An 11614-nucleotide genomic window follows, 5' to 3' on the forward strand; every position below is an offset into this window, starting at 1 on the left:
CATCAACTTTGAATGACACACCGCATTCGCGAGCAAGCCCGCTCCCACATTGGAAAGGTGTTTGCAGTTTCAGCGGCCGAGATAGACTTCGATCACGCGCTCGTTGTCCTGCACCTGCTCCAGCGATCCCTCGGCCAGCACGCTGCCCTGATGCAACACCGTGACGTGGTCGGCAATCGAGCCGACGAAGCCCATGTCGTGTTCCACCACCATCAGCGAATGCTTGCCTGCCAGCGACTTGAACAGCTCGGCAGTGAACTCGGTTTCGGCGTCGGTCATGCCGGCCACCGGTTCATCGAGCAGCAGCAGTTGCGGGTCCTGCATCAGCAACATGCCGATTTCCAGAAACTGTTTCTGCCCGTGGGACAGCAGCCCTGCCGGACGATTGACCGAGGTGGTCAGGCGAATGGTGTCGAGCACTTCGCTGATCCGGTCTTTCTGCTCGCCGCTCAACTTTGCCCGCAGGCTGGCCCACACCGACTTGTCGGTTTTCTGTGCCAGCTCCAGGTTTTCGAACACGCTCAATGCTTCGAACACCGTCGGTTTCTGGAATTTGCGACCGATGCCGGCCTGGGCGATCTGCACTTCGCTCATCTGCGTCAGGTCGAGGGTTTCGCCGAACCACGCCTTGCCATGACTCGGGCGGGTCTTGCCGGTGATCACGTCCATCAGCGTGGTCTTGCCCGCGCCGTTGGGGCCGATGATGCAGCGCAGTTCGCCGACGCCGATGTACAGGTTCAGATTGTTCAGCGCGCGGAAGCCGTCGAAGCTGACGCTGATGTCTTCCAGCGTCAGGATCGTGCCGTGACGGATATCGAGGCCCGGACCGACGCGTTGCCCGAGGCCGATCGAGTCGCGGCTGGTGCCTTCGTCCTTGTTCGGTTCCACCGGGAAAAAGGCCGGTTCCAGCATGAATTCAGCGCTCGCCGTGACTCTCATGATTCACCTCGTTTCTTCAGCAGACCGATCACGCCCTTGGGCAGGTACAACGTCACGACGATGAACAGCGCGCCGAGGAAGAACAGCCAGTATTCGGGGAACGCTACGGTGAACCAGCTCTTCATGCCGTTGACCACGCCGGCACCGAGCAGCGGGCCGATCAAGGTGCCGCGTCCGCCAAGGGCCACCCACACAGCGGCTTCGATCGAGTTGGTCGGCGACATTTCGCTCGGGTTGATGATCCCCACCTGCGGTACGTACAACGCACCGGCCAGACCACACAACACCGCACTCAACACCCAGACGAACAGCTTGAAGCCGCGCGGGTCGTAGCCGCAGAACATCAGGCGATTTTCCGCGTCACGCAACGCGGTCAGAACCCGGCCGAACTTGCTGCGCGCCAGCCGCCAGCCGATGAACAGGCTCGCCACCAACAACAGCACCGTCGCCAGAAACAGCACCGCGCGAGTGCCCGGTTCGGTGATACCGAAACCGAGGATCGTGCGGAAATTGGTGAAGCCGTTGTTGCCGCCGAAGCCGGTCTCGTTGCGGAAAAACAGCAGCATCCCGGCGAAGGTCAGGGCCTGGGTCATGATCGAGAAATACACGCCCTTGATCCTTGAGCGGAAGGCGAAAAAACCGAACACCAGCGCCAGCAACCCCGGCGCCAACACCACCAGGCACATCGCCCAGAGGAAGCTGCCGGTGCCGCTCCAGTACCACGGCAATTCCGTCCAAGACAGAAAGGTCATGAACGCCGGCAAGCCATCACCGGCAGCCTGGCGCATCAGGTACATGCCCATCGCATAACCGCCGAGGGCGAAGAACAGACCGTGGCCCAGCGACAGGAGACCGGCGTAACCCCAGACCAGATCCAGTGCCAGGGCGACGATGGCGTAGCAGAGAATCTTGCCCACCAGCGTCAGGGTGTAGGCCGAAACATGCAGCGAGCTGTCCGCCGGCAACAGCGACAGCAGCGGCAGGGCGATCAGCAAGGCGAGCACCACCGCGCCGATGGCGAGGGTGACTTTCGGGCCGGCCTTTTGTGTGGCCGTGACTAGTAGAGGCTGGTTCATCAGTCGATCACCCGTCCTTTCAGTGCGAAGAGGCCTTGCGGACGTTTCTGGATGAACAGAATGATCAGCGCGAGGATCAGGATCTTGCCGAGCACCGCACCGATCTGCGGTTCGAGAATCTTGTTGGCGATGCCCAGGCCGAACGCGGCGAACACGCTGCCGGCCAGTTGCCCGACGCCGCCGAGCACCACCACCAGGAACGAGTCGATGATGTAGCTCTGGCCGAGATCCGGGCCGACGTTGCCGATCTGGCTCAGCGCCACGCCACCGAGCCCGGCGATGCCCGAGCCGAGGCCGAAGGCGAGCATGTCGACGCGCCCGGTGGGCACGCCGCAACAGGCGGCCATGTTGCGGTTCTGGGTGACGGCACGCACGTTCAGACCCAGGCGGGTCTTGTTCAGCAGCAGCCAGGTCAGCACCACCACGAACAACGCAAACGCGATGATCACGATGCGGTTGTACGGCAGCACCAGATTCGGCAACACCTGAATCCCGCCGGACAGCCACGCCGGGTTCGCCACTTCCACGTTCTGCGCACCGAACACCAGACGCACCAGCTGAATCAGCATCAGGCTGATGCCCCAGGTGGCGAGCAGGGTTTCCAGTGGTCGACCGTAGAGGTGACGGATCACCGTGCGTTCCAGGGCCATGCCGATGGCGGCGGTGACGAAGAACGCCACCGGCAGCGCAATCAGAGGATAGAACTCGATGGCCTGCGGCGCGTAGCGCTGGAACATCAACTGCACCACGTAGGTCGAGTAGGCGCCGAGCATCAGCATCTCGCCGTGGGCCATGTTGATCACGCCGAGCAGGCCGAAAGTGATCGCCAGACCCAGCGCCGCGAGCAACAGAATCGAACCGAGGGACATGCCGCTGAAGGCCTGGCCGAGCAGTTCGCCGATCAGCAGTTTGCGCTTGACCTGGGCGAGGCTGGTTTCGGCGGCGGTGCGCACATTGGCATCGGTTTCGACGCCGGGTTCGAGCAAACCTTCGAGGCGAGTACGGGCCAATGGGTCGCCGGTTTCACCGAGCAGACGCACGGCCGCCAGGCGCACCGCCGGGTCGGTGTCGACCAGTTGCAGGTTGGCCAGCGCCAGGCTCAGGGCGGCGTGGACGCTTTCGTCTTGTTCGCCAGCCAGTTGCCGGTCGAGGAATTTCAGCTGCGCGGGTTTGGCGCTTTTCTGCAATTGCTGCGCGGCGCTCAGACGGGTTTTGGCGTCGGCGGCGAGCAATTGGTGGCTGGCCAGCGCGGTGTCGATCAGACCCCGCAGGCGGTTGTTCAGGCGCAGGGTCTTGGGTTGGCCGTCGACGGTCAGTTCGCCTTGTTGCAGGGCGTTGATCAGTTCGACACGCGCCGGATCGGGCTGCGCGGCCCAGGCTTCCAGCAGTCTGGCCTGTTGCGTCGGGTTGGCGGCGACGAAGTCTTCGGCGTCGCCTGCATGGGTGGCCATCGGCAGCAAAAGTGCGAGGGCCAGGATCAAGCGGTAAAGGGCAGTGGGCATAACGGGCGTTCCTGTATTGATCGTTCTCACGCTCCGCGTGGGAATGCAGCCCGGGACGCTCCGCGTCCCAAAAGCGGACGCAGAGCGTCCATTGAGGCATTCCCACGCAGACGGTTCGACGCCTCGACGTGGGAACGATCAGGTTGAGCGGGTTAACTCAGTTGCTCTTCACCGCATACTCCGGCTTCTTGTCATTACCCGGAATGAACGGGCTCCACGGCTGCGCACGGATCGGCCCTTCGGTCTGCCACACCACGTTGAACTGACCGTCGCTCTGGATCTCGCCGATCATCACCGGTTTGTGCAGGTGGTGATTGGTCTTGTCCATGGTCAGGGTGTAGCCGGACGGCGCGGCGAAGGTCTGGCCGCCGAGGGCTTCGCGGACCTTGTCGACGTCGGTGGATTTGGCTTTCTCCGCCGCCTGCGCCCACATGTGGATGCCGACGTAAGTGGCTTCCATCGGGTCGTTGGTCACGGCCTTGTCGGCGCCCGGCAGGTTGTGTTTCTTCGCGTAGGCTTTCCAGTCATCGACGAACTTCTTGTTCACCGGGTTCTCCACCGACTCGAAGTAGTTCCATGCCGCGAGGTTGCCCACCAGCGGCTTGGTGTCGATGCCGCGCAGTTCTTCTTCGCCCACCGAGAACGCCACCACCGGTACGTCGGTCGCCTTCAGGCCCTGGTTGGCCAGCTCTTTGTAGAACGGCACGTTGGAGTCGCCGTTGACGGTGGAGATCACAGCGGTCTTGCCGCCGGCCGAGAATTTTTTGATGTTGGCGACGATGGTTTGATAGTCGCTGTGGCCGAACGGGGTGTAGACCTCTTCGATGTCTTTATCCGCTACGCCTTTGGAGTGCAGGAACGAGCGCAGGATCTTGTTGGTGGTGCGCGGGTACACGTAATCGGTGCCAAGCAGGAAGTAGCGCTTGGCACTGCCGCCTTCTTCGCTCATCAGGTATTCAACCGCCGGGATCGCTTGCTGGTTCGGCGCGGCGCCGGTGTAGAACACGTTCGGCGACATCTCTTCACCTTCGTATTGCACCGGGTAGAACAGCAGGCCGTTGAGCTCTTCGAACACCGGCAGCACCGATTTGCGCGACACCGAGGTCCAGCAACCAAACACCACCGCGACCTTGTCCTGGGTCAGCAACTGGCGGCCCTTTTCCGCGAACAGCGGCCAGTTCGACGCCGGGTCGACCACCACCGGTTCAAGCATCTTGCCGTTCACCCCGCCCTTGGCGTTGATCTCGTCGATGGTCATCAACGCCATGTCCTTGAGCGACGTTTCGGAGATCGCCATGGTGCCGGACAACGAATGCAGAATCCCGACCTTGATGGTCTCGGCGGCCTGTACGGTCCAGGTCATGCCCATCGCGGCAATCGATGCCGTGAGTGTGAAAGCCTTGATCAAACTGCGACGCTTCATTGTGCGATCTCCATGAACGTTAAAGTTTTTTATGGTTGGCAGATGCGAACGACTGAAGGCTGTTTTGCAAGGGCTGTGCCCGGTCGGGTTTGGGCAGGGAAATGTCGGTTTAGAGCGGTCGCACGCGGAGACGGCGCACCATGAGGGGACGCGTTGCATGCAAAGGTGCAGTGGGGCGCGCCAAATTGGGGCGCGCCCCCAGGGTTCAGCGACGGCGCATCAGGCCGATGAAGAACAGGCCGCCGAGGGCCGCGGTGGCAACGCCGATGGGCAAGTCTTCGGGGGCGATCAGTGTGCGGGCGGCGACGTCCACCCAGACGAGGAAAACGCTGCCGAGCAACACGCACACCGGCAGCAGACGCCGATGCTCGGCACCGATCAGGCGCCGGGCAATGTGCGGCACCATCAGCCCGACAAAACCGATGGAGCCACTGATCGACACCAGCACTCCGGTCATCAGCGAAGCGATCACGAACACCCGCAGGCGCACCGCCCGGGCATTCAGGCCGAGGGTGACGGCGGTCTGTTCGCCGGCCATCAAGGCGTTCAGCGGGCGGGCCATGCCGATCAGCAGAAGCAAGCCGAGCAACACGCTCAGCGCCGGCACCGCCAACAACTCCCAGCGCGCCAGACCCAGGCCACCGAGCATCCAGAACATCACCGCTGAACTGGCACGGTGATCGCCCATGAACAACAGCAGATTGGCGATCGCCATCATCACGAACGACACGGCCACGCCACACAGCAGCAGACGATCACTGTCCAGCCGACCCTGGCGGTTGGCGATGCCCAGCACCAGAAACATGCTCAGCAACGCGCCGATGAACGCGGCGATCGGCAAGGTCAGCAGGCCGACGATTTCGCCGATGTGCAGCACCACGATCACTGCACCGAGCGTGGCACCGGAGGTGACGCCAAGCAGGTGTGGATCGGCCAGCGGATTGCGCGTCACCGCTTGCAGCACCGCGCCGATCAACGCCAGCCCGGCACCGACCAATGCACCGAGCAGCATGCGCGGCACACGAATCAGCCAGACGATGTGTTCCTGGCCGGCGCTCCAGTCCGCCACACCGAGACCGAACAGTTTGTGCAGCAGAATTCGCCACACCACGTCCACCGGCACCCGCGCCGGGCCGAAGCCGAGCGACACCACGCACGACACCAGCAGCACGGCACCGAGGGCGATCAGCAGCAGCGCATAGCGACGATCGATCATTCGCCGTGGAAACCTTTGGCCAGGGTTTCCACCGCCAGCACGTTGTCGATCCCCGGCGTGGCCTGCACGTAGGGGATGACGATGAAGCGCTGGTTCTTGATCGCGTCCACCGATTGCAGCGCCTTGTTCTTCAGCAGGAATTCAATCTTCTGCTCGGCGGTGATTTCGCTGTAGTCGACGATGACGATCACCTGTGGATTACGCTCGACCACGGTTTCCCAGTTGACCCGGGTCCAGCTCGCTTCGACGTCATCGAGAACGTTGTGCCCGCCAGCGGCGTCGATCAGCGCCTGCGGCATGCCGAGGCGGCCGGAGGTCATGGCGCGGTCTTCGCCGCTGTCGTACAGGAAAACACGGGGCTTTTCGGCGGGCAGGGCTTTGCGGACTTCGGCGACCTGACTTTGCATGTCGGCGATCAGCGCGTTGGCGCGATCCTGCACGTCGAAGATCTTTCCGAGATTGCGCAGGTCGTTGTAGGTGTCGTCCAGCGTGGCGGCGGGGCGCTTCATCACGAAGGCGCAGGATTCGGTCAATTCATACACATTGATGCCCAGCGGTTGCAGGGTCTGCGGCGTGAGATCGCCGCCGACACGCATGCCGTAATCCCAACCGGCGAAGAAGAAATCGACGTTGGCGTTGAGCAGGGTTTCCACCGAGGGGTACTTGGCCGCCAGCTCCGGCAAACCGTCGAGCAGGCTCTGCATTTCAGGCGTTACCGACTTCCAGCCACTGACGCCGCTGTACCCGGCCATCTTCGACTTGAGGCCGAGGGCGAGCATCATCTGGGTCATGTTGATGTCGTGGCTGACCGCATGCTTCGGCGCTTCCTTGAAGGTCACTTCACGGTTGCAGCTGTGGATCGTCAGCGGGTACTTCGTCGCCTCGGCGAAGGCGTGGGTGGTGCCCAGCAACAGGGCGAGACAAAGCAGGGAACGCACAGTCATGGTTGGGTTATCCAGGTGATTCGCGGGTAGCCGTGGAGGGGGTGGGAATCGATCAGTGCTTCGACGCCGAATACGTCGCGCAGCAGTTCGACGGTCAGGACTTGTTGCGGCGTGCCGCTGGCGACGATGCGACCGTGGTTGATCACATACAAACGGTCGCAGAACGCGGCAGCGAGGTTCAGGTCGTGAATGCTTGCCAGGGTGCCGATCTGCAAACGCTTGACCAGTTGCAGCAGTTCCAGCTGATAGCGTGGATCGAGGTGGTTGGTCGGCTCGTCGAGGATCAGCAGTTGCGGTTGCTGGGTCAGGGCCCGGGCGAGAATCACCCGCTGTTTTTCACCGCCGGACAGCGTGGCGAATGCGTGATCTTCGAAGCCATCGAGACCCACGGATGTGAGGGCCTGGGTGGCGAGCTGACGGTCTTCCAGCGTGTCGCCGTCGAACAGGCCTTTGTGCGGCGTGCGGCCCATGGCGACCACTTCTTCGACGGTCAGGCCGAAGGCGTCGGGGAACTCCTGCAGCACCACGGCGATGTGTTGCGCACACCAGCGCGAGGATTGCTTCCACACGTTGTGGTGATCGAGTCTGACCTCACCGTGTTCCGGCTGACTGAAGCGGTAGGCGCAACGCAACAGGCTGGTCTTGCCGCTGCCATTGGGCCCGATCAACCCGACGAACTCCCCGGCGGCCACTTGCAACGAGGCGTCACGCAGCTGGAACTGGTGATGGCAGTGGCCGTGGCCCAGGGGTGTCCAGGCGAGATGGGTGAGGGACAGTGAGGTCATTTCGTTCCTGTTCTAGAAGGTGTAGTCAGCGGTGACAAAGAACGAACGAGGCTCACCCAGAATCCACTGCTGGCCCTCATTGTATTGGCTTTGTGCATACGTCCGGTCAAACAGATTGTTCACCTGCAACCCCAGCGTGGTGTTGCGCAGGGCTTTCCATGACAACGTTGCATCGACCACGGTGTAGCTCGGCAGCTCGTTGCGGTTGGCCATATCGGCGTAGCGCGCATCGACATAACGCACGCCGGCGCCGGCTTTCAGGTCATCGGCCAGCGCTTTGCTCAGCCAAAGATTGGCGGTGCGTCGTGGCACGTCCACCGGGCGATTGCCGTTGCGCGACACCGGCACGCCGCCGACCACTTCTTCGAAATCGTCGTACTTGGCTTTGACGATGGCGGCGTTGGCCTGCAGTTGCCAGGCGTGCGGCAGTTGCAGATCGAGGCTCGCCTCCAGGCCGTTCGACGACTGCTGGCCGACCTGTTGCTTGAGCGTCGGGTTGCCCGGATCGTCGGTCAGCAACTTCTTCTTCACGATGCGATACGCCGCCAGCGTGAACTCGCCACGCTGATCCCAGAACAGCTGCTTCAGGCCGATCTCGGTTTGCCGCGCGGTGGACAGGTCATATTGCTGCTGGCTCGGGCTCAGGGAAATCAAACCGCCGATGCCATCGGTGCTGGTGGCAACCTGGCCGTAGAACGAGGTGTCTTGCGTCAGCGCGAACACCAGGCCGGCCTTCCAGTTGTTGCCGGTCAGGGTCTTGTCGCTCTGACTGCCGTCGACCAGGTTGTTGCGATCCACATGCACGTAGTCGCGGCGCACACCGGTCACCAGCGACCAGCGCTCGCTCAGTTGCGTGCGGTTTTCGGCGAACACCGACATCTGTCTGGTGGTGCTGTCGAACTGATCGCGATACGGATCGGCGCTCTCGAAATAGCCGGGTTGCGGGTGATACCGATCCAGCGGCTGGCCGTTCGGCAATACGTCGTTGAACGGCGAGTTGCTGTCGAGCTGGAAGCGGATGCGGTTGTAGTCGACGCCGGTCACGGTCTGGCTGTCGAGGCCGAATAGCGAGTGCTTGAAGGTGAAGGTCTGGCGGTCGCCGACCTGTTCCTGCTTGTGGCCGATGCCGAAGTAGCCGCTGCGGCTGAGCTGCTGACTGTCAGCGTCGAAGTTGTAGTTCTCGGCGTTCTGCCAGCGGCGTTGGGCCTTGAGGTAGTACAGCTCATTGCTGGCGCTGACTGCATCGTTGATCTGCCAATCCGTGGTCAGGCGTGTCCATTGATCGTTGTAGTGCTGCTTGTCGTCGCGCACGTTGTAGTTCTTGTTGCGCAGGCTGTCCTTCAACTGGCCGTTGATCAGTGGCGTGCCGAAGTAGTTCTGCGGGCGCTGATCGCCGTAATCGTGGGCGAGGGTGAAGGTCAGATCGTCCGTGGCCTGCCAGCGCAGGGCGGCGCTGATGAAGTCGCTGGATGAATCACCGCGATCGACCCAGCCGTTGCTGCGCAGGCGGTTGAGGTTGAGTCGATAGCTGAGGGTGTCGCTCAGCGAGCCGCCGCTGTCGAACGCCTGCTGTTGGCGGTCGAACGAGCCGTAACCGACCCGCACATGGTTTTCGATTTCGCCTTCGAACGGCTTCTTCGGGATCACGTTGACCACCGCGCCGGTCGCGCCCTCGCCATACAACACCGAGGCCGGGCCGCGCAGCACGTCGACGCGCTCCACCGACCAAGTGTCGACCGGAAACGTCACGGTGCCCATGCCGGTGTACATGCGGTTGCCGTCATATAACTGCATCACCGAACTCTGCCCGGTAAAACCCCGGGCCTGCAACGAAGTGCCGCCATCACCCGGCGTGCCGGTGCGACTGATGCCGGTGCTGCGCGACACCGCGTTCTGCACGCTGCGATCACCACGGGCGCGGACCTGTTCGCCGCTCAGGCTTTCGACACTGGCCGGGGTTTCTATCGCACTGAGGTTCAGGCGCGAGCCGGCGCTGGTCGGCGTGGTCAGGCTGACGGTCGGGTCGTCATTGGCCGGGGCGGTGATGGTGCCGGTGGGCAGCGTCAGCGGCGCGTTGTCGGCGTGGGCGCTGTGGTTCAGGGCGAACAGACAGAGGCTGGACAAGAGGTACTTGTTCATCGGGGCGGTGAATCACTTCTTCAAAAGAAAAGCCCGCAGGCTCATGACGGTGCATGGCTGCGGGCAGAGCAGCAAATTTGCGTTATACAGTAACACTAAAAAATGCCGAAGTTTAAGCCCCGGCAGTTTAAAGATCTGTCTGGATCGCGCATCTCGCGTGATTCACGATGAAGTTGAGGCAGATTCAGCTTGTCGGCCCAGACGCGACAACAACAGCCGATCCAGTAACCACACCACCACCAGCGAAGCCCCCACCAGCGGAAACACCACCGCCAGCACCAGCATGATCGCCACCCCGGTTTTCCATTTCGGCAGATCGTGGCGCAGCGGCGGCACGCCGAACTTGCCCTGTGGCCGACGCTTCCACCAGATCACCACGCCGCTGACGGCGCTGAGCAGGATCATCAGGCAGATCAGCAACACGATGATCTGGTTGAAGGTGCCGAACATCTTGCCTTCGTGGAGCATCACGCCGATCTCGGTAGCCCGGGCAACCGCGCCGTAGTGCTCGAAGCGCACATCGGCGAGGACTTTGCCGGTGTACTGATCGATGTGCAGGGTGGCGTCGTTGCGCGGGTCGTCGGCGAACACGGCGATGGTGAACACGCCGGTGGCGGTGGTCGGCAGGGTGATGCTGTAGCCCGGCTCGACCTTGCGCTCAACGGCGATGTTTTGCACATCCTGCAGGCGGATGGTCGGTGCAGCGGGGCCGTGTTGCATGCCACCGTGGGCCATGTGTTCGGCGTGGTCGCCGGACATCGGCATCGGGGTGTTTTCCATCGCCCAGGGTACGGTCTGGCGCGCGGCGTTGTTGAGGCTGCCGGCCTCGACGTCGGAGGTTGGCACGTTGTCCCACATCGCCGCCGGGAACACGTTCCACACCTGGGCGTACTGCTTGCCCCAGAAGCCGGTCCAGGTCATGCCGCTGAGCAGCATCACCAGCAGCAATGCCGCGCCCCAGAATCCGGTCACGGCATGCAGGTCACGCCACAGCACGCGGCCGCGACTGCTCAGGCGTGGCCACAGAATCCCCGCTGCCTGACCTCGCGGCCACCACAGGAAAACCCCGGACACCACCAGCACCACGCCCCAGCCGGCGGCCATTTCGATCAACCGGTCACCGACGGTGCCGATCATCAGTTCGCCGTGGATCGCCCGGGCGATGGCTTGCAGGTTCTGCCTGGCATCCTGCTCGCCGAGGATGTCGCCGTGGTACGGATCGACGAACACGTTCAGCTCATGGCCGGCATTGGCCACGACAAACTGCGCGCTGCGCTCGGCATTCACCGGCGGCAGGTACTGGGTGACCTGGCCCTGTGGATAAGCGCTTTTGACCTTTTGCAGCAGGTCGTCGGCCGGCACGGTGTGATGCCCGGCCGGGACGTTCAGCAGGCTGCTGTACATCAGCGAATCGAGTTGCGGCTTGAACAGGTAAATGATGCCGGTCAGGGCCAGCATCACCATGAACGGGGCGACGAACAATCCGGCATAAAAATGCCAACGCCAGGCCAGGTTGTAGAAATTCGGTTTGGGCTGTTTCATCACGTGTGCTCCGCTTGGCTTGGATCTTCTCGTTGTCTGTTGTCACTC

Annotated in this window: 9 protein-coding genes; all 9 read right to left on the minus strand. The window is 62.6% G+C overall.

What is annotated here, in order from left to right; translation table 11 throughout:
• Positions 1-69: 69 nt before the first annotated feature.
• The gene (gene urtD / locus ACTJK9_RS15760) at positions 70-939 is read right to left on the minus strand and encodes an urea ABC transporter ATP-binding protein UrtD (RefSeq protein ID WP_440814754.1); all 870 of its coding nucleotides are present in this window, start codon (positions 937-939) and stop codon (positions 70-72) included.
• Positions 936-2015 (minus strand): urea ABC transporter permease subunit UrtC, encoded by a 1080-nt coding sequence (gene urtC, locus ACTJK9_RS15765; protein WP_039766758.1) that lies wholly within the window; start codon positions 2013-2015, stop codon positions 936-938. The genes urtD and urtC overlap by 4 nt, the downstream gene beginning before the upstream one ends.
• Complete coding sequence (gene urtB / locus ACTJK9_RS15770; RefSeq protein WP_221398596.1) at positions 2015-3517, minus strand: urea ABC transporter permease subunit UrtB; 1503 nt, start codon at positions 3515-3517, stop codon at positions 2015-2017. The genes urtC and urtB overlap by 1 nt, the downstream gene beginning before the upstream one ends.
• Before the next feature lie 157 nt (positions 3518-3674).
• Positions 3675-4940: an urea ABC transporter substrate-binding protein gene (gene urtA / locus ACTJK9_RS15775; RefSeq protein WP_011332239.1), complete on the minus strand. Its 1266-nt coding sequence runs from the start codon at positions 4938-4940 to the stop codon at positions 3675-3677.
• A 205-nt stretch (positions 4941-5145) separates the two neighbouring features.
• Positions 5146-6156, minus strand: a complete 1011-nt coding sequence (locus ACTJK9_RS15780; protein WP_085648093.1) for a FecCD family ABC transporter permease — start codon at positions 6154-6156, stop codon at positions 5146-5148.
• On the minus strand, positions 6153-7100 hold the full coding sequence (locus tag ACTJK9_RS15785) for an ABC transporter substrate-binding protein (protein ID WP_440814757.1): 948 nt from the start codon (positions 7098-7100) through the stop codon (positions 6153-6155). The genes ACTJK9_RS15780 and ACTJK9_RS15785 overlap by 4 nt, the downstream gene beginning before the upstream one ends.
• A complete protein-coding gene (locus ACTJK9_RS15790) occupies positions 7097-7885 on the minus strand; it encodes an ABC transporter ATP-binding protein (protein WP_440814759.1) in 789 nt (262 codons plus the stop codon). The genes ACTJK9_RS15785 and ACTJK9_RS15790 overlap by 4 nt, the downstream gene beginning before the upstream one ends.
• A 12-nt stretch (positions 7886-7897) precedes the next feature.
• Positions 7898-10024 carry a TonB-dependent receptor gene (locus ACTJK9_RS15795; RefSeq protein WP_440814761.1) on the minus strand — a complete coding sequence of 709 codons (2127 nt, stop codon included), beginning with the start codon at positions 10022-10024 and terminating at the stop codon, positions 7898-7900.
• A gap of 162 nt (positions 10025-10186) precedes the next feature.
• Positions 10187-11566 carry a PepSY-associated TM helix domain-containing protein gene (locus ACTJK9_RS15800; RefSeq protein ID WP_440814763.1) on the minus strand — a complete coding sequence of 460 codons (1380 nt, stop codon included), beginning with the start codon at positions 11564-11566 and terminating at the stop codon, positions 10187-10189.
• Positions 11567-11614: the final 48 nt, after the last annotated feature.

This window comes from Pseudomonas sp. 22082, from assembly GCF_052046055.1.
GTDB lineage: Bacteria > Pseudomonadota > Gammaproteobacteria > Pseudomonadales > Pseudomonadaceae > Aquipseudomonas > Aquipseudomonas pharyngis.

Bases quoted from the DNA above. Each gene is read 5' to 3' on its own strand.
- urtB (WP_221398596.1), bottom strand. From the start codon at position 3,517: ATGCCCACTGCCCTTTACCGCTTGATCCTGGCCCTCGCACTTTTGCTG.
- ACTJK9_RS15795 (WP_440814761.1), bottom strand. From the start codon at position 10,024: ATGAACAAGTACCTCTTGTCCAGCCTCTGTCTGTTCGCCCTGAACCAC.
- urtA (WP_011332239.1), bottom strand. From the start codon at position 4,940: ATGAAGCGTCGCAGTTTGATCAAGGCTTTCACACTCACGGCATCGATT.
- ACTJK9_RS15800 (WP_440814763.1), bottom strand. From the start codon at position 11,566: ATGAAACAGCCCAAACCGAATTTCTACAACCTGGCCTGGCGTTGGCAT.
- ACTJK9_RS15785 (WP_440814757.1), bottom strand. From the start codon at position 7,100: ATGACTGTGCGTTCCCTGCTTTGTCTCGCCCTGTTGCTGGGCACCACC.
- ACTJK9_RS15780 (WP_085648093.1), bottom strand. From the start codon at position 6,156: ATGATCGATCGTCGCTATGCGCTGCTGCTGATCGCCCTCGGTGCCGTG.
- urtC (WP_039766758.1), bottom strand. From the start codon at position 2,015: ATGAACCAGCCTCTACTAGTCACGGCCACACAAAAGGCCGGCCCGAAA.
- urtD (WP_440814754.1), bottom strand. From the start codon at position 939: ATGAGAGTCACGGCGAGCGCTGAATTCATGCTGGAACCGGCCTTTTTC.
- ACTJK9_RS15790 (WP_440814759.1), bottom strand. From the start codon at position 7,885: ATGACCTCACTGTCCCTCACCCATCTCGCCTGGACACCCCTGGGCCAC.